Source organism: Lactobacillus sp. ESL0246 (assembly GCF_003692965.1).
Classification (GTDB): Bacteria; Bacillota; Bacilli; order Lactobacillales; family Lactobacillaceae; genus Lactobacillus.
On the sequence record NZ_REHC01000008.1, the window covers coordinates 1 to 26,721 of the forward strand.

At 32.6% G+C, this 26,721-nt stretch carries 31 protein-coding genes; 6 read left to right on the forward strand and 25 right to left on the reverse strand.

Annotation, left to right across the window (positions count from 1 at the left end; all coding sequences use genetic code 11):
• The coding region (locus tag F5ESL0246_RS03950; RefSeq protein WP_147441037.1) for an IS3 family transposase at positions 1–185 on the forward strand (185 nt) is incomplete at its 5' end.
• A 67-nt stretch (positions 186–252) separates the two neighbouring features.
• Here F5ESL0246_RS03950 and F5ESL0246_RS03955 read toward each other — a convergent pair.
• The 10 genes from F5ESL0246_RS03955 to F5ESL0246_RS08445 all read right to left on the reverse strand — a co-directional run bounded on the left by F5ESL0246_RS03955 (position 253) and on the right by F5ESL0246_RS08445 (position 8,300).
• The gene (locus F5ESL0246_RS03955) at positions 253–1,077 is read right to left on the reverse strand and encodes a hypothetical protein (RefSeq protein WP_122018228.1); all 825 of its coding nucleotides are present in this window, start codon (positions 1,075–1,077) and stop codon (positions 253–255) included.
• Positions 1,077–1,781 (reverse strand): ABC transporter ATP-binding protein, encoded by a 705-nt coding sequence (locus tag F5ESL0246_RS03960; RefSeq protein WP_122018229.1) that lies wholly within the window; start codon positions 1,779–1,781, stop codon positions 1,077–1,079. The genes F5ESL0246_RS03955 and F5ESL0246_RS03960 overlap by 1 nt, the downstream gene beginning before the upstream one ends.
• 4 nt (positions 1,782–1,785) lie before the next feature.
• Entirely contained in the window at positions 1,786–2,145 is a 360-nt protein-coding gene (locus tag F5ESL0246_RS03965) for a GntR family transcriptional regulator (protein WP_122018230.1), read from the reverse strand.
• Between the two features lie 244 nt (positions 2,146–2,389).
• Positions 2,390–2,563 carry a hypothetical protein gene (locus F5ESL0246_RS08205; protein WP_158592790.1) on the reverse strand — a complete coding sequence of 58 codons (174 nt, stop codon included), beginning with the start codon at positions 2,561–2,563 and terminating at the stop codon, positions 2,390–2,392.
• A 447-nt stretch (positions 2,564–3,010) separates the two neighbouring features.
• Positions 3,011–4,252, reverse strand: coding sequence for a peptidase T (gene pepT / locus F5ESL0246_RS03970; protein WP_122018231.1), 1,242 nt, complete (start codon positions 4,250–4,252; stop codon positions 3,011–3,013).
• 12 nt (positions 4,253–4,264) lie between these two features.
• A complete protein-coding gene (locus F5ESL0246_RS03975) occupies positions 4,265–5,062 on the reverse strand; it encodes a Nif3-like dinuclear metal center hexameric protein (protein ID WP_122018232.1) in 798 nt (265 codons plus the stop codon).
• Positions 5,055–5,738 (reverse strand): class I SAM-dependent methyltransferase, encoded by a 684-nt coding sequence (locus tag F5ESL0246_RS03980; RefSeq protein ID WP_122018233.1) that lies wholly within the window; start codon positions 5,736–5,738, stop codon positions 5,055–5,057. The genes F5ESL0246_RS03975 and F5ESL0246_RS03980 overlap by 8 nt, the downstream gene beginning before the upstream one ends.
• 180 nt (positions 5,739–5,918) lie before the next feature.
• Complete coding sequence (locus F5ESL0246_RS03985; protein ID WP_122018234.1) at positions 5,919–7,433, reverse strand: hypothetical protein; 1,515 nt, start codon at positions 7,431–7,433, stop codon at positions 5,919–5,921.
• Complete coding sequence (locus F5ESL0246_RS08440) at positions 7,426–7,932, reverse strand: ATP-binding cassette domain-containing protein (RefSeq protein WP_255409431.1); 507 nt, start codon at positions 7,930–7,932, stop codon at positions 7,426–7,428. The genes F5ESL0246_RS03985 and F5ESL0246_RS08440 overlap by 8 nt, the downstream gene beginning before the upstream one ends.
• A gap of 11 nt (positions 7,933–7,943) precedes the next feature.
• Positions 7,944–8,300: an ATP-binding cassette domain-containing protein gene (locus F5ESL0246_RS08445; RefSeq protein ID WP_255409432.1), complete on the reverse strand. Its 357-nt coding sequence runs from the start codon at positions 8,298–8,300 to the stop codon at positions 7,944–7,946.
• Positions 8,301–8,493: 193 nt separating this feature from the next.
• Here F5ESL0246_RS08445 and F5ESL0246_RS03995 point away from each other — a divergent pair, with 193 nt between their 5' ends.
• Together F5ESL0246_RS03995 and F5ESL0246_RS04000 are read left to right on the forward strand one after the other, a co-directional pair.
• Positions 8,494–8,934, forward strand: coding sequence for an 8-oxo-dGTP diphosphatase (locus F5ESL0246_RS03995; protein ID WP_122018235.1), 441 nt, complete (start codon positions 8,494–8,496; stop codon positions 8,932–8,934).
• A 17-nt stretch (positions 8,935–8,951) separates the two neighbouring features.
• Positions 8,952–10,148, forward strand: a complete 1,197-nt coding sequence (locus F5ESL0246_RS04000) for a CPBP family intramembrane glutamic endopeptidase (RefSeq protein ID WP_122018236.1) — start codon at positions 8,952–8,954, stop codon at positions 10,146–10,148.
• 90 nt (positions 10,149–10,238) lie between these two features.
• Here the strand turns inward: F5ESL0246_RS04000 and rpoD are convergent, their stop codons facing one another.
• The 10 genes from rpoD to rpsU form a co-directional block, all read right to left on the reverse strand.
• Positions 10,239–11,360 carry an RNA polymerase sigma factor RpoD gene (gene rpoD / locus F5ESL0246_RS04005; protein WP_122018237.1) on the reverse strand — a complete coding sequence of 374 codons (1,122 nt, stop codon included), beginning with the start codon at positions 11,358–11,360 and terminating at the stop codon, positions 10,239–10,241.
• Positions 11,361–11,373: 13 nt separating this feature from the next.
• On the reverse strand, positions 11,374–13,176 hold the full coding sequence (gene dnaG / locus F5ESL0246_RS04010; RefSeq protein WP_122018238.1) for a DNA primase: 1,803 nt from the start codon (positions 13,174–13,176) through the stop codon (positions 11,374–11,376).
• 26 nt (positions 13,177–13,202) lie between these two features.
• Positions 13,203–15,269 carry a glycine--tRNA ligase subunit beta gene (glyS, locus tag F5ESL0246_RS04015; RefSeq protein WP_122018239.1) on the reverse strand — a complete coding sequence of 689 codons (2,067 nt, stop codon included), beginning with the start codon at positions 15,267–15,269 and terminating at the stop codon, positions 13,203–13,205.
• Positions 15,262–16,179, reverse strand: a complete 918-nt coding sequence (glyQ, locus tag F5ESL0246_RS04020) for a glycine--tRNA ligase subunit alpha (RefSeq protein ID WP_122018240.1) — start codon at positions 16,177–16,179, stop codon at positions 15,262–15,264. The genes glyS and glyQ overlap by 8 nt, the downstream gene beginning before the upstream one ends.
• 252 nt (positions 16,180–16,431) lie before the next feature.
• The gene (gene recO / locus F5ESL0246_RS04025; protein ID WP_122018241.1) at positions 16,432–17,187 is read right to left on the reverse strand and encodes a DNA repair protein RecO; all 756 of its coding nucleotides are present in this window, start codon (positions 17,185–17,187) and stop codon (positions 16,432–16,434) included.
• Positions 17,188–17,190: 3 nt separating this feature from the next.
• The gene (gene era, locus F5ESL0246_RS04030) at positions 17,191–18,099 is read right to left on the reverse strand and encodes a GTPase Era (RefSeq protein ID WP_122018242.1); all 909 of its coding nucleotides are present in this window, start codon (positions 18,097–18,099) and stop codon (positions 17,191–17,193) included.
• Positions 18,099–18,623: an rRNA maturation RNase YbeY gene (gene ybeY, locus F5ESL0246_RS04035; protein WP_122018243.1), complete on the reverse strand. Its 525-nt coding sequence runs from the start codon at positions 18,621–18,623 to the stop codon at positions 18,099–18,101. The genes era and ybeY overlap by 1 nt, the downstream gene beginning before the upstream one ends.
• Positions 18,623–19,579 carry a PhoH family protein gene (locus F5ESL0246_RS04040; RefSeq protein ID WP_122018244.1) on the reverse strand — a complete coding sequence of 319 codons (957 nt, stop codon included), beginning with the start codon at positions 19,577–19,579 and terminating at the stop codon, positions 18,623–18,625. Before F5ESL0246_RS04040 ends, ybeY begins: the two co-directional genes overlap by 1 nt.
• A 23-nt stretch (positions 19,580–19,602) precedes the next feature.
• Entirely contained in the window at positions 19,603–20,046 is a 444-nt protein-coding gene (locus F5ESL0246_RS04045; RefSeq protein WP_122018245.1) for a GatB/YqeY domain-containing protein, read from the reverse strand.
• Positions 20,047–20,179: 133 nt separating this feature from the next.
• Positions 20,180–20,356 (reverse strand): 30S ribosomal protein S21, encoded by a 177-nt coding sequence (gene rpsU / locus F5ESL0246_RS04050; protein WP_046306945.1) that lies wholly within the window; start codon positions 20,354–20,356, stop codon positions 20,180–20,182.
• Between the two features lie 200 nt (positions 20,357–20,556).
• On the opposite strand from rpsU, the gene F5ESL0246_RS04055 reads away from it, so the two are divergent.
• Both F5ESL0246_RS04055 and msrA read left to right on the forward strand, forming a co-directional pair.
• Positions 20,557–21,384 carry a pyruvate, water dikinase regulatory protein gene (locus tag F5ESL0246_RS04055; RefSeq protein WP_122018246.1) on the forward strand — a complete coding sequence of 276 codons (828 nt, stop codon included), beginning with the start codon at positions 20,557–20,559 and terminating at the stop codon, positions 21,382–21,384.
• 69 nt (positions 21,385–21,453) lie between these two features.
• A complete protein-coding gene (msrA, locus tag F5ESL0246_RS04060; protein ID WP_122018247.1) occupies positions 21,454–21,996 on the forward strand; it encodes a peptide-methionine (S)-S-oxide reductase MsrA in 543 nt (180 codons plus the stop codon).
• A gap of 223 nt (positions 21,997–22,219) precedes the next feature.
• Here msrA and F5ESL0246_RS04065 read toward each other — a convergent pair whose 3' ends face one another.
• The 5 genes from F5ESL0246_RS04065 to F5ESL0246_RS04085 all read right to left on the reverse strand — a co-directional run bounded on the left by F5ESL0246_RS04065 (position 22,220) and on the right by F5ESL0246_RS04085 (position 25,370).
• Positions 22,220–22,408, reverse strand: a complete 189-nt coding sequence (locus tag F5ESL0246_RS04065; protein ID WP_122018248.1) for a type II toxin-antitoxin system Phd/YefM family antitoxin — start codon at positions 22,406–22,408, stop codon at positions 22,220–22,222.
• A gap of 251 nt (positions 22,409–22,659) precedes the next feature.
• The gene (locus F5ESL0246_RS04070) at positions 22,660–23,448 is read right to left on the reverse strand and encodes a hypothetical protein (RefSeq protein WP_122018249.1); all 789 of its coding nucleotides are present in this window, start codon (positions 23,446–23,448) and stop codon (positions 22,660–22,662) included.
• Positions 23,449–23,463: 15 nt separating this feature from the next.
• Entirely contained in the window at positions 23,464–24,012 is a 549-nt protein-coding gene (locus tag F5ESL0246_RS04075) for a hypothetical protein (RefSeq protein WP_122018250.1), read from the reverse strand.
• Positions 24,002–24,637, reverse strand: a complete 636-nt coding sequence (locus F5ESL0246_RS04080) for an ATP-binding cassette domain-containing protein (protein ID WP_122018251.1) — start codon at positions 24,635–24,637, stop codon at positions 24,002–24,004. Before F5ESL0246_RS04080 ends, F5ESL0246_RS04075 begins: the two co-directional genes overlap by 11 nt.
• A 52-nt stretch (positions 24,638–24,689) precedes the next feature.
• On the reverse strand, positions 24,690–25,370 hold the full coding sequence (locus tag F5ESL0246_RS04085; RefSeq protein WP_122018252.1) for a hypothetical protein: 681 nt from the start codon (positions 25,368–25,370) through the stop codon (positions 24,690–24,692).
• 225 nt (positions 25,371–25,595) lie between these two features.
• Between F5ESL0246_RS04085 and F5ESL0246_RS04090 the strand changes: the two genes are divergently transcribed.
• Positions 25,596–26,474: a YitT family protein gene (locus F5ESL0246_RS04090; RefSeq protein WP_122018253.1), complete on the forward strand. Its 879-nt coding sequence runs from the start codon at positions 25,596–25,598 to the stop codon at positions 26,472–26,474.
• Positions 26,475–26,721 lie beyond the last annotated feature (247 nt).

Below are 26,721 nucleotides of genomic sequence, written 5' to 3' on the forward strand. Positions count from 1 at the left end.
TAATGGAAGGCTTCTTTGGCATTTTAAAGAGAGAAATGTTTTATGGGTTTGAAAAAAATTTTAAGAATCTAACTGAATTAGAACAGGCGATCAGAGAATATATCGATTATTACAATAATGAAAGAATCAAAATAAAATTAAAAGGACTAGCCCCGATAAAATATCGGGAACTAGTCCTAAGTTAAAGTTTAATAATCTGTCCTAATTTTAGGGTTCAGATCACTGTTCTTGATGGCTTTTGTTTTAAAATATTTACTTCTTTTCTTTAGCTTCAAAGTATCTAGTCATTAAAAAGATATTGATGCCCAAAAATATCAGGTCAATCACAACTAATGTTAAAATCACAATTATTAAACTATGAAAAGCATTCTGGATACCATAAAATCCTGAGTTAATAAATAACTGTCTGAGAAATTGGTTAGCCTTGCTTAATAACCACGCAAGAACCATTATAATTATGAAACGAATTACTTCCATTATCTTTTTACTTGATGATCCAGGAAGAAAATCAAGCAAGGCGCTACTGGAAAAATTAAAGAAGCTAATCAAAAAGTAACCAAGAAATGCAATTAAGATGGCTAATAATATTGCTTCTAACAAAACTGCGATAGTATTAATATCTACATTATGAAGCGAACGTTTAAATTCAGCTATGTTTCTTAGCGTATCAGTATGAAATTGTTTGTTAAGTAAAAATGTTGCACCAAATAATAGAAAGTTTGCCAGAAATTCTAAAATAGAAAAATAAACAACCGCAATAAAAGAACTTAAGGTGTTATCAGCGTATAGTAAACTATCCTTAATCGGTGCTAACCGCCAAGTTTGGTTATTATTAATGTGCTCATTTTTAACACAAGTTACAACATAAAAAATAAGTATAACAAAAAAAGACAGCATTAAAAAAATAGCGCACAAACCTGCAAAAAAATCTTCAGCTTGAGTAGAATTAACAAAAACATGGCCTACAGAAAAAAATGCAATGCCTAACGAACATATAAATTGTAAGAGAAGCCATAAAAAGCAATCCTTAGTTTTTTGTTTAAAAAATTCGGTAAACAGTCGGTTAAAAATTGACATTATTCTTCCTCCCCTTGATAAAGACTCTCGTAATATGTCTCTACACTAATGTTCTTTGCTCTTATATCATCCGCAGATTTATGTGTATAGATCGTCTTATTTTTAATAATCACAATTTCATCAAGTGTTGTTTCAATTTCATTAACAAAATGATCTGAAATTAAAATGGTTGCCTGATCTTCTTTCCAAAGGAGAATTGAATTAATAATTTTTTTACGAGCCATTGCATCGATTCCCGAAAAAGGTTCATCTAGCAAATATAGATCAGTTTTACGTGAAAAAGTAAGAGCAATAATTAATTTTTCTCGCATTCCTTTCGACATTTGCGATAACCGCATACCTAAATCGAGTTTCATAAATGAACGCAATTGTTCAAATTGTTCGCTGTCAAAATCTTGATAGATTACTTCATAAAAATGTACTATCTCATTTATTTTGGTTGACCCACTAAAACCAGTTAAACCATCAGTAAATGACAAGTGCTCTTTTCGTTCGGCTTCACTACTTCTACCGGCAACGGTAACTTCTCCTTGATAATTTTTAGCCATGCTGGCAATAATTCGCATGAGTGTTGTTTTACCAGCACCATTTTCACCTAGAAGTGCCACAATCTTGCCAGGCTGTAATTGTAAGTTAATGTTTTCTAATATTGTTTTATGATTCTTCTTGTAAGTTAAATCTTTAATTTCTAAAAGATTTTCCATGATTTTACTCCCTATTTAAATATCGTGTTAAAGATATTGTGATTTCTTTGTTAGTAAGTCCTAAAGCTGCCATATTGTCAACAAATTTATCTAACTCTTCTTCAATTAATTCCTGTTTAGTCTTTTTTAGCAGTTTAGTATCTTCGGTCACAAAATTACCTTCGCCTCTTTTAGTAAATAAAATTCCTTCAGTGTTCATTTGCTGCAGAGCACGTTGCACTGTATTGACATTAACTGTTAGTAAAACAGCTAATTCACGTACAGAAGGGATTTTACTACCTGGTTGCAATTTACCGGTAATAATCTGCCGATAAAGATACTGTTTGATTTGAAGATAAATAGGGATATTATCTTTAAATTCCACAACTCCACCATCCTTTTTTATACTGTATCACACTTCTAACACACGATGATAACGCACATTATTAGTTTATGCAATATTTAAGTTGGCTTTTTATAGTTTTTTGTCATAATTAACATATTAAAGGTCTAATAAGACTTTAGCTTTGCAATAGGAAAAGAGATAAATAAGCAAGAATATTAGGTCAGTACTAACAATCTGTACACCAGCCATGGTGTAAGTGCCTAAAAAGCAATCACTTCATCAGCTAAAAAATATATCTAAATCCAATAAAGGCAACTAACCCATTAAGCAGGCTAATAATCATCGTTGATAGAAAGAGTATTAAATTAGCAGTTGCGGCTATTCTGCGCAATTTCTTTTTACTATAACCAATGTTAACGAGAAACTTAAATTCCTTAATTACCTCAATGTTCTCCATAATTGTCGTAAACAACCAATGAAAATAAAGAACAAAACAGAAATCAGGGCTTGTATTAAAAATCTAGAACTATTATATTTAGCAACATCTCTATTTTTTTGAGATGAACTTATGAAGTTGATATTTATGTGCTTAAGCTCTTGGTAAAGTTGCTTACTATTGCATAAGTTAGTCTCATTAATCGTATGAATCATTTGACTAGAATGGAACACTAGGATTTTTTAATAACTTTTTCGTTGTTTCACAACTATGTAGAATTAGCACTTTAAAGAAAAAAATGCCCGTAAAACCATTTAAATCAATGATTGTATGAGCAATTTTTGCTTTCTATAGTAGATGTGTATAATTATCTGTGTTTTTCGTAAATCAAGCTTTGCTTGATATAAAAGCATTTTTTAAATTTAATTATTTTGCCAAGTAAGCGTATTCTATACAAAATTTGTTTCACTACTTATTATTGATAGCATTTAATGTAGCCATTTTCACCATAACGTCTACTGCCTTATACATTGATTCTAAGACAGTGTATTCATAGCGACCATGCATGTTTTCTTCACCAGCAAATAAATTTGGACATGGCAGACCCATATAAGTTAACTGAGACCCATCAGTTCCACCTCGAACGGGATCTTCATTAATTGGTAATCCCTCACTTTTGTAGGCCTCACGTGCTAAATTGACAATATCCATTCGTTTTGCCAATTCATCAGCCATATTGTAGTATTGATCCCACATTTTTAGTTTTATCCGCTCTGTACCAAATTTTTCATTCATTTTAGTAACAATCTCTTTGATTAGAGCTTTTCGTTTTTCTAAACCATCGCGTTCAAAATCACGAATAATGTAATCTAAGTGAGCATTATCGACCGTTCCCTTAAAATTCATTAAATGAAAGAATCCTTGTCTACCTTCAGTTTTTTCAGGAACTTCCTCATGAGGTAATTGATTATGGAAGTCGATTCCAATTTGAATTGCATTAATCATTTGCCCCTTTGCTACTGCAGGATGAACATTGACGCCTTGAATATCAAGTTCGAATTGTGCTGCTGAAAAAGTTCCCCAATCAAGTTTTCCCGGTGCCTCACCATCTACAGTAAAGGCAAAATCAGCGCCAAATTCATCAACATCGAAATGACTTGCTCCAGTACCGATTTCTTCATCTGGGGTAAAAGCCAATCGAATTTTGCCGTGTTTAATTTCTGGATGATTCAAAAGATATTCTGCAAAGGTTACAAGTTCTGCGACACCACATTTATCATCCCCACCTAGTAAAGTATCACCTGAAGCCGTAATAATTGTTTGACCCTGATAATTTTTAAGGTTTGGAAAAACTTCTGGATTAAGATAAAATTCAGAATCACCTAATTTAATTTTAGATTTTCCATCATAGTTTCTATGAATTTGTGGGTTAACATTTTCGGAATTAAAGTCAGCGGTGTCACTATGTGCGAGAAATCCCATTACGGGAACATCATAATCAATGGTTGCGGGTAACTCTGCGATTACGCAACCTGACTTTTGGTTATAATGGACATCATTTAAACCTAAGGTTTTAAGATCTGTCATGATTACTTGTTTTTGAAAATCTTCCTCACGTTTAGTAGACGGGAAACGAGAAGAATGTTCATCAGAACGTGAATTAACTTGAACGTACTTTAAAAATCTTGGTAATAAGTTTGGATATTCCATGGTTCTCCTTTATTAAAATAAATCTTGAAATGGATTTGTGGAAACTACAGATTTATCAATTTGAATATTCCAGTTGTTTTCATCATTCCATTGGTTTAGTTTTTCATACATTTTATCTTTAAACAGCTTTTCAGTATAATGCCCCGGATCAACAACTGTTAATCCAGAAGAAATCATATCATGTCCCGTATGATAGTAAACATCTCCAGTAATGAAGGCATCAAGCTTTTCTTTTACAGCTTGGTGCCAGTATTTGCTACCATCACCACAGATAAAACCAACAGTTGAAATCATTTTAGTCGGTTCAGCGGTAATTAATCTTACCATGTTGATTTTCATTTTATACTTAACATAATAAGCAAAATCATGCGCTGAAAAAGAGTGAGCTAACTTTCCTTTGCGTCCAATGGCAATTCCATCATCATCCAAACAAAATGGTTCGATTTCTTTTAATCCCAGTTCTTCTGCTTGCCAATCACTTGAACCATCCTGTGCTTTATCGGAATTAGTATGAATTGAATAAATTGTAATCCCATGTTTGATAATTTTGGCGTACATTTCATTTTGCGGATTGGCAAAATTGAGGTTAACTGCGGGATGGAACATTACTGGATGATGACTAATAATAAAATTAATTCCCTTGTCGATAGCTTCATCAACTACTTGAGGTCTTACATCAAGAGTAGTCATTAATCCGGTAACTGTCTGATTAAGTGAACCAATCTGTATGCCAACTGGATCTCCGCTACTTGCAATTTCTTCTGGAAAATATTGTCTTAAAACTGTCACAATATCAATAACTTTAGTCATTTAGTTCGCCTTCAATCATCCTTATTTCATTTTTAATTCGTTGAATGTGCGTTAAATCCTTTTTCTTAGCCTTATTTAAATTAGTTAGTAGTTTTTTTTGATACAGTAACTGTCCTCGCCATTTTTGATAAAAAATGGCATTTTTGTTTTTTAAAATTATTGGTCCGAAATATAATTGCTCTCTTGTTAATAATTCTTTTTTCTTAATTTTTATTGCTTTAATTAATTCGTAAATGTGCCCTGCTTCAGCAATAATTTGTTCATCTTGAATAAGATAATAATGCTCAATTAGCCACTCACGAACACCACATTCACCAATATTTGGCTCTAAAATTAGAGTATCAAAACTTAAATCATTTTCCCAAGAATTATTTAAAATTTGGGTCATGAGTTTTCCGCCCATCCCAGCAATTACCACAGTATCAATCTGATCTTCTTTAGTAATCGTGTCAAGCCCTGCACCTAAGCGTGGTTCAATCTTTTTTTCAAGTCCTGCCTCTACAATATCTTGCTTTGCATTGGCTAATGGTCCAGCAGCAATATCACTAGCAATGGCAAAATTAATTTTGCCAGATTTAACTAATTCAATTGGTAAATAGGCATGATCGGTACCAATATCGGCAACCCTACTACCTACATCTACCATGTTAGCTAACGTATTCAAACGTAAATTCACTTTCCACCCTACTTTCTGTATACTGAAATTTTAGCACATTACTTAAGTTGTTTTAATAATTAAATGTTTTTTAAAATTAATGAATTTAATTAAAAATCAATCTTTACCAAAAAGCTTCATTTTGAGTTTAATTCAAAATGAAGCTAATAAAGAATAATTTAATATGAATACTTATACGAATTATTTGCTTAACTGCTTTAAGCTATATTTTATTAAAAATAAAACTAGTGTTACACCAAGATATATTAACCAAACTGATGAATTTAGCCTATTTATGGGTAACAAGTTAGTAATCCCATTTAGATATATAAAGCAAAAAATGACCATTAAAAAGATAAACATCCGGTTACTTCTAGTTATTAATCCTAAAACTTGTGCTAGCATACAAATCATAATGCTAAAACATGTTAGTAATAAAGCAATATAACTTGACTTTATCATGAAAGGTAAAAGCAAGATTAGTGTAAATGTTAAACTAGCTACATATTCAAAAATTTGTTGCTTATTTTGTGCTTTAGGAATCGTTATCAGCCATTGATAGGAACCAGATTGAGTAATTTGTGAACCTAAATTACTTAGTAATGGTAATTCTGTTAATAAAATTAAAGGTAAAATTATTAATTGCTTTATGGTTAATGAACTAAACCATGCTGTTAACCACAAAATAATTAATGCAAGTTTATTATAAATAGATAACGGTCTCCATAATAAAGCAAACGAAGTCTTTAATAAACTACTACTAGCCGATTTTGAATGGATTTTAGAATTAATTGTTTTCAATTTACGATGATCGTGAATTAAGTTAATAGGGATTAAATTGTTACGAATTTTATTTGAGTATCTATGAGGAGAAAAAATAAAACCTGCTAAAATTAGCATTACAATACAAATTATGAGCTGAATAATAAAAATTAGTAGATCTTGATGAGTAAATTTAATCGGTTGAAAAAATAAAGTCTGCTTTCCTGTTCCTTTAAAATTTCCTGAACTAAATAGCATTGTTTGCTTTAATGGTTGCCCTACCGTCTTAGCGCAAGTATCTTGAATCATTTTGAATAAATAGGAGCTACCAGATGGATTAATTATCTTTAAAAAAAGGGAATTATAATTTTCGATACTAACTCCATAACAAATTAATGAAAAAAAGCTAACAAGAATTATTCCTAGATTACCTCTTAGAAAAGGAACAATTTCTGTAAATATAGCAAGCATCGAAATTATAAAAATACAAGGTAGTAAAGTTAAAAATGGCGTTAAGAATTGATAAAAGTCAATAAATTTTCCTGGGAATTGTAAAATCACCATTATAATTTTTCCTAATATGATAATAATCCAGAGAATAAATAAAAGTAAACAATTCGCCAAAAATTTTCCACCAATGTACTTAATTTTAGAAAATAAAACTGACGCTAATATAACATTAGTATGATTTTGATAATCAATTCCAATTGTATTTTTTAAAAACAGGTAACTAATAATTGGTAAAAACAAACCTAATACTAACACTACACTAACCGGAACCCAACTGGGATTGCTTGCTTGAATAAATACATTCGGCTCAAGTACAAATACCTTAATTGGACCTTTAATTCTTGGATATCCAATAACTGCTGCGATTAAGGCCAAGATTATTAGAGCCCAATATGATAAGCATCGACTTCGTTCTAAAAATGTAGCTTTAACAATTCTAGTCAAACTGATCACCGCTTTCTAAAATAGCCAGACTGGCATCTTCTAAGCGTGGTGTTACATTAACGGCTTCTGCATTAGGTTTAGATTGAGAGATTACTCTAATATGAACACCATCAATTTCTTGCGTAATAGAACTAACTTTTTCTAGTTGATTAAGAACCTGATTAACTGGAGCAGTATATTCCGAAACTGAATTTGTTACCCTTTGTAAAAGTCCCTCCGGTGAACCTGTATATAAAATTTGACCCTCTTTCAAAACAATAATTTTAGAAGCAACTGCTTCTATATCAGAAATAATGTGAGTTGATAAAATAACAATATGATTAACAGCCATACCTGCCAAAACATTCCTAATAGTTACTCTTTCTAATGGATCTAACCCGCCTGTAGGTTCATCAACAATAATTACTTTTGGATCACCTAGTAATGTGGCGGCTATACCTACTCTTTGTCTCATACCGCCAGAAAAGTCGGCCAATTTTGTATTTCCTGCATTAATCAAATGAAATTTAGTTAGTAAATTTTCAATATTACTTCGTGCTTGTTTTTTAGAAATTCCTTTAAGAGCAGCAATGTATTTTGCAAATATTCAATTGCTGTTAAATGTGGATAATACGGAACTTGCTGTGGTAAATATCCTAATGAAATTCGCATCTTTTTGGGGTATTTAACAATGTCTGCTCCATCTAGAAATATATTTCCTTTTTCAGGTTTCAAAATAGTTGAAATTATACGCAGCAAGGTTGATTTTCCAGAACCATTTGGACCAATTAGTCCTATGAGCCCACCTGAATGTAAATTCAGGTTAATATTATCAAGTATTAGCTTTTGATCAAACCTTAACGATACATTTTTGATATTTAACTCCATAGTCAATTCCTCCAAATGTACAAATTTAATACGGTTTTATATATTGTATTACTATTCTATTATAGTACAAAGTACAAATTGTTAATAGAGTTATTGAGTGTATGTAAATTAATGTATTATAAATTTACCTGGTTAATCTTTCATCTTTTTTATATAATAAATTCAATAAAAAGATAAAAGGAAGTTACACAAAATGAATAGAACTGAAAGAGTAACATTAACAAATATGTGTATGATTAAAAATAATCAAAAAATATTAGTGATTAATCGTAACGATCCAACGTGGCCTGGACTCACTTTTCCAGGCGGACATGTTGAAGCGCATGAATCATTTCACGACTCGGTTATCCGAGAGATTAAAGAAGAAACTAATTTAACAATTAAGAAGCCACATTTAGTGGGAATTAAACAGTTTTATGACGATAATAATAATCGCTATATCGTCTTTTTTTATATTGCTACAAAGTTTAGTGGTCAGCTAAAAGCATCAAAAGAAGGAGAGCTTATCTGGATGACAAAAAAAGAATTGCAACAAGAAAAGCTTGCATATAACTTTGACCGCGATTTAAAAGTTTATTTTAATAATGATATTGATGAACATTTACTTGATGGCAAGTGTGATGAACTGTTTTAAGTCTAGAAAGGTTTTTAATGGTTACAGAGAAAAAAATAAGAAGTTGGCACCTACTGCAGACCTTATTACAATTGCTACTTGTAATATTTAGTTTAATTTATAGTTTATTTATTCATGCTGGTGGGATTACTACTTTTAAAGCATTTGTTTTGATAATTTTGATTAGTTTACAGTTTTCAGTATTAAATAAAAATGTAAATAGTAAGTTAATTCAATGCAATTATTATTTTCAGGCAATTAGTATCACTAGTACCCCAATTTTTTTCTTTACTTTTGTAAATGATCTTTCAATTAAGTATACAAATGATACTATAACAACATTTGTTTTGTGTCTTATTACAATTTATAAAATTTTTATGTTTATTCCTATGGGCGAATTGGCTATGGGAAATGTTCAGAATAAATGGGGACGTTTTTGTTTACTATGGTTTATATATTTGATTATCGAAATAGAATCTACTTATCCTATTCCCACTAACCCTTTTTTAAAGGCTTGTACCAATAGTGCAATTATTGGTAGTTTAAGTTTTGTTGTTACTACATGGTTTGTGATGAAAAAATGGGGATTTCTTACTCCTAATTTTAAGTTTAGTTCAAGAGTTTCAAAGGTAATTTTGAGTATTCTAATTATTTTTATTGTCATAGATTGTCTGTTTAATGGTTTTAATGATGCCAATTCATTGAACGGTATTCTTACTAACTGGAATTTTAGGGTAGCTTCAAATAGTAATCTTTTATATTTAACTTTAAATGCTTTTGCTGCTGGAATTGGTGAAGAATGGATGATGCGCTTTTGTATTTTAAGTTTTTTATTGAAGTTACTCCAAAATTCTAGTAGGCAAATCTTTTGGGCAATATTTCTTGATGGCTTAATTTTTGGTCTAATTCATTTTTTAAATACTCCTGTTCAACCATTATCAGCTACTATTTTGCAAGTGATTAATGCAATGGTAGGAGGTATATTATTTTCAACACTCTATTTATACACTGGTACAATTATTAGCAATATCGCATACCACTTCTTATATGATTTAGCGGGGATGATTGCGTCTGGGAGTACTTCGATGTTAAGTCCTACAATATTTGACTGGCAATTATTAATTTTTATAGTTTTAATTTATCTCGGACTAGCTTTGTTTCTTGTTACAGGTAAACGTAAAAAAGTTGTCGAATATAATTTGAATCTTCAAGGATTAAATAAAAAGGCATTTTAAATTTATAAGAGAAAAAGTTAAAATTAAGATAAAGCAAAAAAGCTTCACTTCGTACAATAAACGAAGTGAAGCTTTTTGTATAGTATAAAGTTAATCCAAAAAATCACGTAACTGATTGGAACGACTAGGATGACGCAATTTCCGTAAAGCCTTGGCTTCAATTTGGCGAATACGTTCACGAGTAACACCAAAGACTTTCCCGACTTCTTCTAAAGTTCTAGTTCGGCCGTCATCAAGACCAAAACGTAATCGTAAAACATTCTCTTCTCGATCAGTAAGTGTATCTAAAACTTCTTCTAACTGCTCTTTCAACATTTCATATGAAGCATGTTGTTCTGGACTAGTTGCATCTTTATCTTTAATAAAGTCACCAAGATGAGAATCGTCTTCTTCACCAATTGGTGTTTCGAGTGAAACTGGTTCTTGAGCAATCTTAAGGATATCACGTACCTTGGAAGTTGGCATATCCATTTCGGCACCAATTTCTTCAGGTGTTGGTTCACGACCTAAATCTTGCAATAACTGTCTTTGAATTCTGATCAATTTGTTGATTGTTTCTACCATGTGAACCGGAATTCTAATTGTCCGTGCCTGATCTGCGATTGCACGGGTAATGGCTTGCCTTATCCACCAGGTCGCATAAGTTGAAAACTTGAACCCTAGGCTATAATCAAATTTATCTACAGCTTTCATTAATCCCATGTTACCTTCCTGAATTAAATCAAGAAAAGACATTCCACGTCCAACATACCGTTTAGCAATTGAGACAACAAGACGTAAGTTAGCTTCAGCTAATTCCTGCTTGGCTTCTTCATCACCTTTTTCAATTCTTTTAGCTAAAGAAATCTCTTGATCGGCGTTTAAAAGCGGTACACGACCAATTTCTTTTAAATACATCCGCACAGGATCATTCATCCTCACGCTTGATGGAGCCGACATATCTTTTAGCTCGGCTTTTTCAATGTCTTTTTGTTTCTTTAAGGCTAATTTAGAAGGATCACCATTTTCATCAACGATACTTATCCCATTATCTTCAAATTCCTGAACTAATTGATCAACAGCTTTGCCCTGTAAATCATAGGGCTTAACAAGACGGTCAACAAATTCAGTTTCTGTAATTGCTTTATTCTTTTTAACATCTTTAACAACTTCTTTGACTACCTTATCAAGTGGTAATTTTTCAGTATTGTTAGTGTCTTTCTTTTCTGCCATTATAAGCCCCCCTCTAACCTTGGATTCGCTTTAACTGTAAGATTTTCTGAGTAATTTTAATAATCTCTTGGTTATCCATTTTTCTTTTGGCTTCCTGAAGATCATTCATAAGATCATGCAATTGAATATTAATTTGTCGCATTTGTAAGGAATGAATTTGCTCATCAATCTCCTTGTTTGAAAAATCCTGAGGCATGTCTGTCATTTCAGTATTAACTATTATACCTTGAAGTTCGCCAGGAATAAAATTTAAGAAACTATTAGCAGACGGATTTTTATGTATTTCACAAAAATTTAACCAAAGCTCCGCTAATTTTTGATAATCCTGATCGGGAAACAAAAACTTGTTTTCCAACAAATAATTACGTGCATGTTCAGAGTGAATGAATAAATATAGCAATCTGGTTTGAACAGGATCGATTTTACTAGTACCATTTCCTTCAATTGGAGAAATAATATTATCATCATTTATTGAATCTGCTATAAAATAACTAGCTTTATGCTGTCTTGCTGTATTAAATTGTCTGCGATATTTCACTAAATTTATTTTAAGTGAATCTTTTGACACATTTTGTTGCTTAGAAATTTTGTCTAAATATAAATCCTGTTCAACGGGATTAGGTAATTGAACAATTTCTTTGACAGCTTCGTCTAAATAAACAAGTTTTTCTCTATCATTATCTAGGTTGTATTTTTGGGCTAAACGTTTTAAGAAAAAATCAGTTGGTGTAAGTGCTGCTTTAATCTCATCACGGTATTTAGCAGTACCGTATTTTTTTACATACTCGTCTGGATCAAGTTTTTCAGGTAAAACAACAATTCCCAAACTGAAATTACCGGTTTTAGCAAACATTTTTGCCGCTCTTTCCTCTGCATGAATCCCTGGATCGTCACCATCGTAATTAATAATGATAGTGTTAGTGATACGTCTAAGCATGTAAACTTGCTGGTCAGTTAGACTTGTGCCCATAGAAGCAATCCCAGAATTAATTCCAGCTTTATAAGCAGCAATCACATCCATATATCCTTCGTATAAAATTAAATGACCTTCTGATTTTGCCGCTTTTTTAGCTTCTGCAAAGTGAAAAAGCAACTTTGATTTATTAAAAATTTTTGTTTCAGGACTGTTAATATACTTGGCCTCAGATTTATCATTTGATATCCGACGCCCAGAAAAGGCAATGACATAATCGCCTTCATTACTTAAGGGAAACATTAATCGATCACGGAAACGATCGAACATTTCCCCCTTATTAGATTGAACAAATAAACCACTTTTTATTAAATCATCATCTTTATATTTACGTTCACGTAAATATGTTAAAAGTAAATTGTTTTGTTTAGGCGCATAACCAATACGAAAATGATCAATAATCGTAGAATCAAGTCCTCGCGAAGTGGCATATTCTAATCCTCTTTTACCCGCATTAGTTGAAATTAATACGCGATGATAGAATTTAGCTGCTTCTTCGGTAATTTCAATTAAAACATTAGAGTACCTAATCGAATGATGCTTAAATTCAGAAATTTCAATATTGGCTATATCAGCGCCCTTTTGAACACTCTCTGGAAAAGTCAGATTTTCTTTTTCCATTAGAAAAGTAAAAACATTGCCACCTTTACCACAACCAAAACATTTGAAAAACTGTTTTGGTTCATTGACTGTAAATGAGGGTGTCTTTTCTTGATGAAAAGGGCACAAGCCAACATAATCTTTGCCTTTTTTCTCAAGCGTTACATATTGACCGATTACATCTACAATATTCAGATTTTTACGAACCTTAGCAATTGTTTCTTCAGAAATTAATCCTGCCATCTTTTGATCGCCCACTACTTCATTTATTATTTAATAACCAGTTTACTTAAGTCTCCTAAATAACCAGCAAGATGTGCAACAGCACTGAGTTGAGCCAATCGATTATTTTTAACTTTCACATCTTTGTCCATAATCATGTTAGCTTCAAAATAACGATTAATTAGTGGCTGTAATCTAACAAAACCATCATAAAGGTCTGTTAAATCAGTAACTTGACTTAATGACTGAACACCAGCATTTAACTCATTCTCACTATCATTTTCAAATAATTCTGAATTAACTGAATCCTGACCCTGATATTTTGCCTTCTTTAAAATATTATTAATCCGAATAAGGCTTTCAACAACTGGTTTGAATTTTTCATCGTCATGATGGATTTGTAAAACATTTGCTGCCGCCAAAATTTGAATTGGATCTTGCTGTCTTGAAGCTAGTACGGCATCAATGATGTCATATTTAAAGTTGTTTTTCTGTAAATATTGATTTATCCGATCTCGAATGAATGAAGCAATTTCTTCATCTTGGGAATCAGTGTTAGGTAATTTAGCACTTGTTTTACCATCGAGTGCAATAACAATCGCTGGTAAAACCTCATTAAACGGTAACGACCAATTTTGTTTAAGTAAAATGCGAACAATTCCGTAAGCATAACGTCTTAGTGCGTATGGATCGTTGGAAGAACTTGGGATCATACCTGCTGCAAAGAAAGTAATAATAGTATCTAGTTTATCAGCAATTGATAAAAGTGCCCCTACCGTTGTTTGAGGTAATTCACCTTCTGAAGTCGTTGGCATGTAGTGCTCCTTGATTGCAATAGAAACACTATTTTTTTCTCCTGCCAATTCGGCATAGTGCATGCCCATAACGCCCTGTAATTCAGCAAATTCACCAACCATTTGAGTAACCAAATCAAATTTATATAATTCACTGGCCCGGTCAAAGTCTACTTTTGTTTGTTCATCAAGATGCCATTTTTTGACCAAAAATTCGCCAATTATTTTTACTCGTTTAACTTTCTCGGACATGGATCCGATTTTATCATGGAATGAGACGTTATCTAATTTTTGAACAAAATGGCTTAATGGATATTTCCGGTCTTCATCATAGAAAAATTGGGCATCATCTAGTCGAGCAACGAGCACTTTTTCATTTCCTAAAATCACATTTTCTAAGAATTCTTTGTTTCCATTACGAACTGCAATAAAATGGTTAACCAATTTACCATTTTGATCATAAACTTCAAAATAGCGTTGATTATCTTTCATTGAAGTAATCAGTACTTCTTGTGGCATCTGCAGATATTTCTTGTCAAATGAGCCGGCAAACACAGTTGGGTATTCGACCAAATTAGTAACTTCTTCCAACAGGCTTTTATCTAACTTAATTTGCCAATCATGCTTCTTGACGAGACTATTTATTTGGTCAACAATCATTTCTTTACGTTTATTAGCATCAACGATAACAAACTGATCTTTTAGGGCATCTTCATAATCACTTGTTTTTGCTAAAACGATTGATTCACCGAGAAAACGATGACCATAGGTTTTTCGACCAGCGGTAATATCAAGCAATTTTACGGGAATTACGTCATTACCAAAAAGAGAAACAATCCAGTGAATTGGACGTATAAATTCAAAATCATTTGTATGCCACCTCATTTTGGTTGGAAATGTCATAGCTTTAATGACGTCACTCATTTGCAAAAGAATTTCGCTGGCAAGCTTACCTTCTTTTTGGATATGAAGATAAGCATATTCAGTGCCTTTTAATTCTTCGAAATAAATATCGTCAGTGGTCATCCCTTGACCACGTGCAAATCCTTGTGCAGCTTTAGTCCAATTTTCATCTTGATCTAAAGCTATTTTTTTCGCTGGTCCTTTCTTAATTTCGTCGATGTCTTCTTGCTTTTCTGCTAAGTTCTCAACTAAAATTGTCAATCGTCGTGGAGTTGAAAAAGTTTTAATATTTTTAAACTTTAAACCATTATCAAGTAAAAATTTTTGGGTTCGATCAGCCAATTGTTTTACACTTCTAGAAACAACATGAGCTGGCATTTCCTCTGTACCGATTTCAAATAAATAATCTTTAGTCATTTTTAAGCCCCGCCTTCTTATCTTCCGCGCTCTTTAATAGCGGGAAGCCTCTTTTTTCACGTTCTTCGACAAAGCAAACTGCTACTTCATGAGCTAAATTTCTAATTCTTGATAGATAGCCAGCCCGCTCCGTTACCGAAACTGCTCCGCGAGCATCAAGCAAGTTAAATGTATGAGAACATTTTAAAATATAATCATAAGCTGGTTGCACTAAGTTTAAACCAATCAATTCTTTAGCAGTTCTCTCATATACATCAAAAAACTTTAATAAATCCTGCTGGTTTGATTCTTCAAATGCATACTTAGAGTTTTCATATTCTGCTTCTTTGAAAATATCACGGTACAAAACTCCATTGCCCCATTCTAAGTCAAAAACAGAATTAACATCTTGAATATATGATGCCAGCCTTTCGACACCATACGTAATTTCACTCATTGTTGGCTTGACGTTAAGTTCCCCCACAACTTGGAAGTAAGTAAACTGACTAACTTCCATACCATCAAGCCAGACTTCCCAACCAACACCGGCACAGCCCATTGATGGATTTTCCCAGTTATCTTCAACAAACCGAATGTCATGTTCTAAAGGATTAATCCCAAGAACCTTTAAACTATCTAAATAATATTGTTGAATTTCTTCTGGAGAAGGCTTGATTACGACCTGAAATTGATGGTGCTGGAATAAACGATTAGGATTGTCACCATAGCGACCATCTGCAGGTCGTCTTGAAGGCTCTACATAGCAAGCAGCCCATGGTTCCGGTCCAACGGCGCGTAAAAAAGTATATGGACTCATTGTTCCTGCCCCTTTTTCAACATCGTAAGAAGGCATTACCATGCAGCCTTTAGATGACCAAAATTCTTCCAATTTAAAAATCATATCTTGAATAGTTAATTTTTTCTTTGCCATTTTATATCCTTCCTGCATAAGGCCATAAAAAAAGCCTATGCAAAACTTGCATAGGGACGATTTAATCGCGGTTCCACCCTAATTCAGGGATGTTTTGTTTATTATTCCCTGCTCTTAATTAAATTGACTAGAGGTGCCTTTTCCCAGATGTCCTCACACTATCTGACACTCGCTTAACTGGTACTTTTTTAAATCCTCATCCTCATCAAAGTACAATAATATTTTATCATAATAACTATGTGAGCTAAAGGCTTAGGGCAATAAATTTAACTCATCAAGAAATTTTTTAGTCTTTAAATTTAAATCAATTGTTTCTTGATAAATTTGATCAATTGCCCGACGAGTTGCTTTTTTGGTATCTTTATTAATTGTAATGGTGCCTAATCGTTGAAATGGTACTAATCCAATTGTTCTTAAAACGGCGGTTTGCTTAGGTTGAAGATGGAGTCTGTGAGCATCCGTGTAAAAATGTTGCTTACAAAGAATACCACCGTACTTAATTGAGTAGTCAAACTCGCCATTTTTTTCCCCACAAACAACACATTTATGAAGCTCTGGTTCAACTCCATAAGCTGCTAACAATTGCATTTGTACAATTTGTGAAATCATTTCTGGATCAGATTGTTCGACGATTTTTTGTAAAGCAAATTCAGCAAGATCATAGTATTTACCCACATTTTGATATTCGACAAATGCATGGTCAATTAAATCCAAAATAAATGAGGCATAAGCATTCATTGTCAAATTGTTAAATATCCCATCAAATTGTTGTATGTTTTTGTAGGTTCGCAAGTTACTAATTCCCTGCCCAGTGGTCGAGATGACATAAGTACCGTGGGAAAAGTTAAGTAGAGCTGCTCCTAATTTTGACTTAGGTTTAAGTGCCCCATGAGCAATCATTGTTAAGATCCCGTTTTTTTGGGTTATGATCTTAGCCAATAAATCAGCTTCATTGTATTTTTGCCGTTTAAAAATAATTCCCTGAACTTCGATCAGTTCGTGTGACATGGTTTAAGATAAATCCTTTTTGTTGTATCCAATCTGTTTTAAAAATCGCGGATCAGACCGCCAATTTCGTTGAACTTTTACCCATAAATGAAGGTTTACCTTTTCTCCGAGTAACTCTTCAATTTGTTTACGAGAATTAATGCCAATTTGCTTAAGCATTTTCCCACCTTTGCCAATGATGATGCCCTTTTGACCACTCTTTTCAACGTAAATTGTAGCTTCAATCTGGAGTTTGTTATTTTCGTGCTGATTCATTTGTTCAACCCAAACTGCTGCAGCATGAGGAACTTCTTCGTCTGTTAAATTTAGCAATTGCTCACGAATTAATTCAGCAACCATAAAGTATTCCGGTCTGTCTGTGATTTGTTCTGCGTCATAGTATGCAGGTCCTTTGGGAAGATACTCATGCAAAACTTGTGTTAAATCCGAAATACCAATTCCTTGAGTTGCAGAAATGGGAAGATATTCTTTGAAAATGTTTAACTGGCGATATTCATCAATTATTTCTAATAGATCATTTGGGTTTACACGGTCTACTTTATTAATTAACAGAAATACTGGTATTTTTACTTGTTTTAGCAGATTTACAATATAAGCATCACCCTTGCCCATCTTTTCTGGTTCGACCATAAATAATATTAAATCCACATCGTTTAAACTAGATATACTAGCCTTATCCATGTAATCGTCAAGATCACCATGTGGCTTAAAAATACCTGGAGTATCAACAAAAACCACTTGCATATCATCAGTTGTATAAATGCCAGAAATTTTATTTCGGGTTGTTTGTGGTTTATTCGAAGTTATTGCAACTTTTTGACCAACTAAATAATTCATTAACGTTGATTTACCAACATTTGGTCGACCTAAAAGGGCCACAAACCCTGATTTGTTTTGTGTGTTGCTGGTCATTACTTACCCCTGCCTTCATCTAATTGATCTGGATATAGTGGTAATCCATAATCCTCTAAAACTTTACCTTGAATACCAAACATTACTTTTGCTTCCGCAGGTTTAATATGGTCATAGCCATTAAGATGTAAAAAGCCATGAACTAAAGTGTAACCAAATTCTCGCCGCCATCCAGTTTCGTATTCCTCGCTGTGACGCTTAATAACACTAGGACACATGATTAAATCACCAATATCTTCACAAAAATTGGGATCTGAGGCAAATGCTTCTAAATCTACTTGATCATCGCCATCCTCAATTGCAAAAGAAATGACATCGGTTGGTCGATTTTTGCTGCGGTATTTACGATTAATTTCTTGGCTACGATTTTCGTCAACAAAACTAATACTCATTTCCAAGTTGTTTTTTTTAGCAATTTCTTTTTTTGCAAGTAAAAGCAACTTGGAAATCCACTTTGTCCAATCAAACTCTGTATTTTGCAAAAATTGCACTTCATCATTATATGTGATATTGATTGAACTCATTAAGTTCGGTCTTCTCCTTTTTCATAAGCATTAATAATTTTAGCAACAACAGGATGACGAACAACGTCATTGGCAGAAAAATCAACAAATTTAATTTGATCAATATTCTTTAAAATATGTTTTGCATCAATTAGTCCACTTCGTTGACGTCCGGGCAAATCTACTTGAGTCATGTCTCCATTAACAATCATCTTGGAATTAAAGCCTAATCGTGTAAGAAACATTTTCATTTGTGCATCCGTTGTGTTTTGTGCTTCATCAAGAATAATAAAGGCATCATCAAGTGTTCTTCCGCGCATGTAAGCAAGCGGGGCAACTTCAATTACACCCCTTTCCATCAAGTGATCGGTTGTATTGGTTCCTAAAATTGAGTAGAGCGAATCATATATTGGACGTAAATATGGATCAACCTTTTCCTTTAAATCGCCGGGTAAAAATCCTAATGATTCTCCTGCTTCAATAGCTGGTCGAGTTAAAACTATTCGTGAAACTTCACCTTTTTTAAATGCTGCAACAGCACAAACAACAGCAATAAAAGTCTTACCTGTACCGGCAGGTCCAATACCAAATACGACATCATGCTGTTCAATTGCTTCAACATAGTTTTTCTGACCTATATTTTTAACTCTAATCGGTTTGCCTTTAGCATCCCGAATTAAAATTTTTTTATATAAATCCGGAAAATATTCAATCGTTCCTTTATCAGCCATCTTCATCGCACTAACAATATCGGGTGCGCTAATATTAATATCAGCACTAACCAAATTGTCTAAAGCTTCTAAGACGGCAATAACTTTGCTAATTTGGCTTTCGCTACCGTCAATCATAACTTGGTTTCCAGTATCAGTTATACTAACGTCATAACCATTAGCCAATAAATCAAGGTTATGATCATTAACACCTACTAGTTTTTGGATGTTTTCTGGTTTTTTTGGAATAAAATTGGTTTGAGCCAAATTAACTATACTCCTTTTCTCGTCTAGCTCAATTGAGCTTTGACCGCATTAGCAGCCATTTTACCATCAGCTCTACCTTTAATTTTCGGCATTATGACTTTCATTACCTTGCCAAAATCAGCTTTGTTACTAGCATGCACTTCATCAATTGATTCTTTAACGATTTTTTGTAGCTCTTGCTCAGAAAGCTGCTCGGGTAAATAACTTTCAATAATTCTTAACTCCGAACGAGTTTCATCAACTAAATCATCACGCTTTGCCTTCTCAAATTCTGCAATTGATTCCTCACGTTGTTTTTTTTCACGATTTAGAATAGTTAATTCTTCGTCTGGTGTTAGCTCATGACCAACTTCTATTTTTTCATTCATTAAAGCAGCTTTGATCATCCGAACAGTATTTAACTTAACTTTGTCACGCGACTTCATTGCAGTTTTCATATCAGTCATAATTTGTTCTGCTAAACTCAACTTAATTACCTCTTTCTAAACAATGTCTACTTAGATTATAGCAAATCTTTAGTTCAGTATAAAACAAATAAAAGATTATTTAACATAAAAAAACAACTTTAATCAAGGGATCAAAGTTGTTTTTTATTATTAATTAATAATGCTTACGTTTACGAGCTGCTTCAGATTTAAGCTTTCTACGTACACTTGGCTTTTCATAAAATTCGCGTTTACGGTATTCTTGTAAAGTACCACTTCTAGAAACGGAACGTTTGAAACGACGAAGAGCATCATCAATAGACTCGTTTTCGTGAACGACTGTCTTTGCCATATGTGATCCCTCCTTCCATTTCTTGACGTTACCGTCATGCATTTATTTAAATTATATCAAACCATTGTAATCGGTCAATACAAACATGCAATATTTTTTAAAATTATTTTTCATCATCGCAGTTTAACTTTAATTAATTTATACTAAATATGTTAAAGATTTCAGTTAAATTGTATAATTTAAGTAAAAAGGAGTTCAATATGGTTGAAGAAGCATCCAAAAAAGAAGTTAATATCGTAATTATTTCTGATTCTGCTGGTGATACAGCTTTTAATAATGCTGTAGCTGCAACTGCTCAATTTCCAGATATTAAGTTTAATTACAGACGTTACCCATTCATTTATACAATGGATAAGTTGAAGGAGACTTTTAATGAAATAGAAAGCTTTCCTAATCTTGTGTTAATTTATAGTTTAGTCAAAGCTGAGATGCAGTTAGCAGTAATTCGCTTTGTTAGAGAGCATCAGATTGCAAGTCATGATATTTTATCACCTGCCATGGAGGTAATTCAGAAAGTTACGGGTGTTAGACCAACCGAAAAAATTGGTGCGCAACATAAAATGAATCAAAAATACTTTGATAGAATTTCAGCTATGGAATTTGCAGTAATGTATGATGACGGAAAAGATCCTAAAGGATTTTTGGAAGCTGATGTTGTTTTACTTGGGGTTTCTAGAACTTCTAAAACACCGTTATCTCTTTTCTTGGCTAATAAGAACTTAAAAGTAGCTAATCTTCCTCTAGTTCCTGATACTCATATTCCAAAGGAAATTTATCAAATTGACTCCAAAAAAATTATTGGTTTAACTAATGATTTATCAGTTTTAAATGAAATAAGACGGCAAAGAATGATTTCCTATGGGCTTAATCCTGATACTGCTTATTCAAACACTGATGCAATAAAAAAAGAACTGGATTCTGCTCAGAAATTATATGATCAACTTGGTTGCTTCGTCATTAATGTGGCAAATCGCTCAATCGAAGAAACGGCAGCTCTAATTATGAATCATCTAGGGATTGAAGAATAACAAACAGGAATTGTCTTATTAGTATCTGTTTGTGGTTAAATAAGAACTAGGAAGAAAGAGGTTCTAACAATGGTTGATAAAGAAACAAACTCAAATTATCAAACAGCTATTTTTGCTGGTGGATGTTTTTGGTGCATGGTAAAGCCATTTGACACCCTGCCGGGTGTTAAACGGGTTATTTCAGGTTACACTGGTGGACATGTAGTTAACCCCACATACGAACAAGTTGCAAGTGGTACTACCGGTCATACAGAAGCTGTTGAAATCACTTATGATCCAAAGTTAATGTCATATGAAAAGCTACTGGACTATTATTGGCAAGTAACCGATCCAACCGATGCATCGGGACAATTCCAAGATCGAGGTGATAATTATCGCCCGGTAATTTATTATAATTCTCCCCAACAAAAAGTAGCTGCAGAAAAATCAAAGCATGATCTTCAAGCAAGTGGTAAATTTGCTGAACCAATCGTAACAAAGATCGAGCCGGCAACCGCTTTTTATCCTGCTGAAGAATATCATCAGAATTTTTACAAAAAAAATCCTGGTCGTTATGCTTTAGAAGAGTCTGGTGGCCGTGAAGCTTTCATTGAAAAAAACTGGAAAAAGTAATCCTTTAGCCAAATAGAAAGAACGCAATCTACATTTTTGATTTTTTGCGTTCTTTTTGCTTTTATAAATATATAACTAGCTATTAAGCTAGGTCTTGAGTGGTTATTTATTAGTCACCAAATCTTTCATCAATGATTGCAGCTGTTTCTGCTTCACTAATCATATTTCCTTTAATTGCTGCTGACAACCAAACATGTTCAATTCTAATATTTTTTCTAATTGCTTAATTTCCAATGCTGATAAAAAAACGGAATGAATCCATGATATTATCATAATCTCGTTTTGATAATAAAACGGCATCATTTTCAGTATCATCACGATTAGTAACTAACAATGCAGTAGAATCTTCGTTAACTTCAAGGATATAGTGTTTAAGATTTCTCCTAAACTCAGTATAAGAAACAGCTTCCATATGTTGAACCTCCGTTTCTATACATTGAACACTTAAAAATATATATGAGCAAGCGGAACCTTAAACTATTTCTTAAAAATCTTGTTTATCTTGTCCTTAACTTTTTCTTTCTTTGTTGCTAAAAAAACATTACTTTGTAGTAATGTTTTTTTATTTTTACTCTTCGTAAAAATAGCGTTGTTAATAATTAGCTACGATTTATAATTGATAAACAATGCTAGTACCAAAATTAGCTACTAACTTTCCTTTTTCTAGCTAGTTAACCTCTTTTCATCTATTAAGAACATTACAGTGCAGTAAATTATCATTATTAAAGTTACGCTAATTGTAACCCCTAAACTAACATTACTTGGTGCTGATTCACGTAAAAAGTCAATCGGTGAATAACTAACAAAGTCTGGTAAATAAAAAACACTATTCAATAAGAAAATTAATATTTGCAATATTAAGCCTGAACACACCGCAACAAACTGATTTTTAATCCAAATAGATGTTGACGTAACTTGCATCGCAAATAATCCACCCCAAAAAGATGCAAAACAAATGGCAATAAGTGCATGGACAAACGGATGAGAATAATAAAGGGCAACAAACATTGTATTAAATGAAGCAACCCTGATATTATAATTTATTAAATTATCCGGTTTAATATTGGGAACAATCATAAACCATGCCAAAAAGTTAATAATTAAAGGGATGGCGATGACAATTGCTCCCATGCAAAAAGCTAAACCAGCATAACTACATATAACTTTTCTAATTGGTCTTTGTAATTTAATCTTAAATAGCAAACCGCTGTTTAAATCTTCTTTTAATAAGATGGAAGCTGGTAAACTGGCAATTAATGGCAATAATAGATAGAAAATTTTGGGAAAAATGGTAAATGGATCTATCCCTAACCATCGAGTATATGGCGAATCTTCTGGATATACGGATAATATAAGGTTTAAAGGTAAGAACTGTAATAAATTAATTATTATTCCAATAATTATGGCCCAAAAAAGCCAACGTTTATTCATTCGTGACCATAAGAATTTCATATTGTACTCCTTTTTTTATTCCAACAACAATGAATATTTAAGATAATAGCTTTTATCCGGAACTAAAAAACTAAAGCGAAGTTTTTGCTCTCGCTTTTTATATAAAGATCTAGGAACCGTGAAATAGACAATGTATTTTCTATTGGTATTAATGAAATGAGGATTTCTTACTATTTTTAAAATTATTGAATGATTGGAACTATCTAAAATTTGGGACGGAACATTATTGTTAACGTAGGGAACGTTAAGAAACATATTACATGAAAAATCAGTATCTTTAGTCCATTTACCATAATATATTCCATAATAAGCTGGTCCCGTTTGTTGAAGCAATAGTTGGATTTTGACCTTTACTTCCGCCTTACTTTTAACAAGCTTAGTGCTATTAACAACAAAATTAACATTCGGTGCATGAACTAATTCGTGTCGTTTAAAAAATCTTTCTTCTTTTATTCCTCTTAATTGCGGACGAGCATTGACTTGTTGGTAACGCTTATATCCAATAAATGCAGATATTAAGCAAAAGACTAAAATTAGAGAATAAAGTATTCTTTTATTTTTCATAAGTTATTGTGCCTTCTTCTACATTCAAACGACTTGTAGCAACTTGGTCAATAAATTGAAGGTCATGTGAAGCAATGATAAATGTAGTTCCCCGTTGGTTACAAGACTTTATCAAATCGACTAACTTAAGAATACTTTTTTGATCTAATGCGTTTGTAGGTTCATCTAGTATGATTAACGGGTATTCACCAAGAAACGCTTGTGCAATTCCTAACTTTTGTTTCATTCCTAGAGAAAATTTTTTGACCTTTTGCTTAGGAAATCTGTTGAGATCAAAATATTGAAGCAAGTCATTTATTTGTCCTATTGGAATGCTAGGATCCAATTTAATTAGTAATTCTAAATTTTTATAAGCAGTAAAATCTTCAATTAAACTTGGCTTTTCTATTAAAATACCTGCTTTAACAGGAAATGGCTTATTAGGTAGCACCTGTTGCTGATTTACTAAGACGGAGCCTGTTACTTTAATTAGACCGAGAAGAGCTTTTAAAATTAAAGTTTTACCGGATCCATTAATGCCCTCAAGAACCGTAATGCTATTTTGATGAATATTGGCATTGATATCATGTAAAAGTGGCTGCTTTTTAATTACTTTGCCTACTTGCTTTAATTCAATAAAACTCATTCATTTTCTCCTTAAAGTTAAATTTGGGTAATAAATAAACTTCGTGCGATTATTAAAAATCTTTCTGCTTAATACCTATTTTCAACAATTTATAAAAAAGACCGATTAGAATAGTTACAATTATTATTCTTAGAAAAATATCTTTACCTGTATTAGGTACAACAAAGTCATAAAACAATGATATTTGTTGAGAGTCCTGTAGTCCTTTCGATAAGCAACTAATACCTAAACAAATAAAGAACGCCATAATTTTATTTTGTAAATAAAAATAAAAAATTGCAGCAATTATAGCAAAAGCCAAACAACTAAGCCACATAAAAATGCTGCGGATAAGCAGCGAAAACCAGATTTCTTTTAGAAGTATACGATATTTTCCTAGCAGGATAACCATTAGGTTAACAATCATCCAGCTAGTCTCCATTAACAAATAAGGAAATAATATTCGGTAAAGAGCTTGAAAAAAAATCACGTTTCTAGTTTGGCATCTTAAAATATCTCCATTTTTAAAATTGAAAGTTGTTAAAATAATCATTATTAAAAAAGGAACAAGACAAAATGCCATCTGGTCAGTTGACAAAACTGCAAGCATTAAACTGTCAACAGAGAATTTAGAAAATTTTAGCTTTTGATATGTAACAAGACCTACCAAGACGGCAATTAAACAGGTTAAAAAATAATTTTTATAATATTTTTGACTAAGTTGATATTCATGTTTTATTACATTAGAAATCATTTATATTTTCCCCAAATACTATAAATCGCTTACAATGTCAAAATACAATATAGCAAATTACTCTTTATCTAGCAAACGCGTCAATGAATCCAGCTTTTTTAAGTAATAAATTTATATCTAAATAAATACCTTACTAATAGGATTTTTCTATTGGGTTTAAGCTACTCTTTTGTTACACTGAATTAAGTTTATTAATTATATTTTAGCAAAAAGGATAAGGAATAAATGGATCGACTTGATAGTTTTAACAGAAGATATAGTCTACTTTCAAAAATTTCTGCGGCATTTTTCTATTCCATTGCTGTTGCTGTAGCTTTAAATTTCTTTTGGGCTCCGGGGCACATGTATTCATCTGGAATAACTGGGTTTGCGCAACTAGTCAACACTTTGAGCGAACGATATTTGCCTTATACATTAACTACTTCAACGATGTATTTCGCCCTAAATGTGCCGTTACTTTTGCTTGCTTGGTTTAAGATTGGCCATAAGTTTACATTATTCACGATTATAACTGTTATTTTGGGGTCAATTATGATGCATGTTTTACAACCGGTAAATATGCATGTTGACCCATTAATTTGTGCGATCTTTGGTGGAATGATTAATGGTCTGGGAACCGGGTTTGCCTTAAAAAACGGAATTTCAACTGGAGGCCTTGACATTATTGGTATTGTCATTCAGAAAAAGACAGGTACTAGTTACGGTAAGATTAGTATTTTGATAAATCTTGTAATTATTGCAGCTGCTGGTTTTGTCTTTGGTTGGAATCGTGCACTGTATTCAGCCTTGACAATTTTTATTAATGGTCGAGTAATTGACGCTGTTTATACCCAACATCAAAAATTACAAGTGACGATTGTAACTGATCAACCCAATGCAATTATTGATGGTATTCAGAAAAAAATGCACCGAGGCATTACCATCTTTCATGATGTTGAGGGAGCATTTAGTCATAGCGAAAAAAAGGTTCTAATTACGGTGATTGACCGTTACGATATGTATGATGTTTTACAAATAGTCAAAAAGAGTGATCCGTATGCATTTATGAGTGTAACAGAAGTTGAACGCGTCTACGGTAGTTTTAAGGAACAAGAAATAGTTTAAAATGATTTCTTAATTGATATCATATGGGAAAAGCTAAACTTTTTAGACCAAAAATATAGATCAAGAATTTCTTTTTAGAGATGCTTGATCTATATTTTCCTATTTTACTTTGAAGAGTGGCTTTGACTTTAGTCTTAAAAATTGTCAGCTGGGATTATATTGAACCTACCTTTGACGCCCGCACTTAGTTTTGGATAGTTCGATTAGTTTATCTGTTATTTGTTTCTCATATATACCTACATAAATA

Coding starts and splice junctions, on each gene's coding strand:
- F5ESL0246_RS04000 (WP_122018236.1), top strand. CDS start 8,952: ATGGTTACAGAGAAAAAAATAAGAAGTTGGCACCTACTGCAGACCTTA.
- F5ESL0246_RS03960 (WP_122018229.1), bottom strand. CDS start 1,781: ATGGAAAATCTTTTAGAAATTAAAGATTTAACTTACAAGAAGAATCAT.
- F5ESL0246_RS04070 (WP_122018249.1), bottom strand. CDS start 23,448: ATGAAATTCTTATGGTCACGAATGAATAAACGTTGGCTTTTTTGGGCC.
- F5ESL0246_RS04055 (WP_122018246.1), top strand. CDS start 20,557: ATGGTTGAAGAAGCATCCAAAAAAGAAGTTAATATCGTAATTATTTCT.
- glyQ (WP_122018240.1), bottom strand. CDS start 16,179: ATGGCAAAGAAAAAATTAACTATTCAAGATATGATTTTTAAATTGGAA.
- era (WP_122018242.1), bottom strand. CDS start 18,099: ATGACCAGCAACACACAAAACAAATCAGGGTTTGTGGCCCTTTTAGGT.
- ybeY (WP_122018243.1), bottom strand. CDS start 18,623: ATGAGTTCAATCAATATCACATATAATGATGAAGTGCAATTTTTGCAA.
- F5ESL0246_RS04090 (WP_122018253.1), top strand. CDS start 25,596: ATGGATCGACTTGATAGTTTTAACAGAAGATATAGTCTACTTTCAAAA.
- recO (WP_122018241.1), bottom strand. CDS start 17,187: ATGTCACACGAACTGATCGAAGTTCAGGGAATTATTTTTAAACGGCAA.
- msrA (WP_122018247.1), top strand. CDS start 21,454: ATGGTTGATAAAGAAACAAACTCAAATTATCAAACAGCTATTTTTGCT.
- rpoD (WP_122018237.1), bottom strand. CDS start 11,360: ATGGCAGAAAAGAAAGACACTAACAATACTGAAAAATTACCACTTGAT.
- pepT (WP_122018231.1), bottom strand. CDS start 4,252: ATGGAATATCCAAACTTATTACCAAGATTTTTAAAGTACGTTCAAGTT.
- F5ESL0246_RS03955 (WP_122018228.1), bottom strand. CDS start 1,077: ATGTCAATTTTTAACCGACTGTTTACCGAATTTTTTAAACAAAAAACT.
- rpsU (WP_046306945.1), bottom strand. CDS start 20,356: ATGGCAAAGACAGTCGTTCACGAAAACGAGTCTATTGATGATGCTCTT.
- F5ESL0246_RS03975 (WP_122018232.1), bottom strand. CDS start 5,062: ATGACTAAAGTTATTGATATTGTGACAGTTTTAAGACAATATTTTCCA.
- dnaG (WP_122018238.1), bottom strand. CDS start 13,176: ATGGCAGGATTAATTTCTGAAGAAACAATTGCTAAGGTTCGTAAAAAT.
- F5ESL0246_RS04075 (WP_122018250.1), bottom strand. CDS start 24,012: ATGAAAAATAAAAGAATACTTTATTCTCTAATTTTAGTCTTTTGCTTA.
- F5ESL0246_RS08445 (WP_255409432.1), bottom strand. CDS start 8,300: ATGGAGTTAAATATCAAAAATGTATCGTTAAGGTTTGATCAAAAGCTA.
- F5ESL0246_RS04085 (WP_122018252.1), bottom strand. CDS start 25,370: ATGATTTCTAATGTAATAAAACATGAATATCAACTTAGTCAAAAATAT.
- F5ESL0246_RS04080 (WP_122018251.1), bottom strand. CDS start 24,637: ATGAGTTTTATTGAATTAAAGCAAGTAGGCAAAGTAATTAAAAAGCAG.
- glyS (WP_122018239.1), bottom strand. CDS start 15,269: ATGACTAAAGATTATTTATTTGAAATCGGTACAGAGGAAATGCCAGCT.
- F5ESL0246_RS03995 (WP_122018235.1), top strand. CDS start 8,494: ATGAATAGAACTGAAAGAGTAACATTAACAAATATGTGTATGATTAAA.
- F5ESL0246_RS08205 (WP_158592790.1), bottom strand. CDS start 2,563: ATGGAGAACATTGAGGTAATTAAGGAATTTAAGTTTCTCGTTAACATT.
- F5ESL0246_RS04065 (WP_122018248.1), bottom strand. CDS start 22,408: ATGGAAGCTGTTTCTTATACTGAGTTTAGGAGAAATCTTAAACACTAT.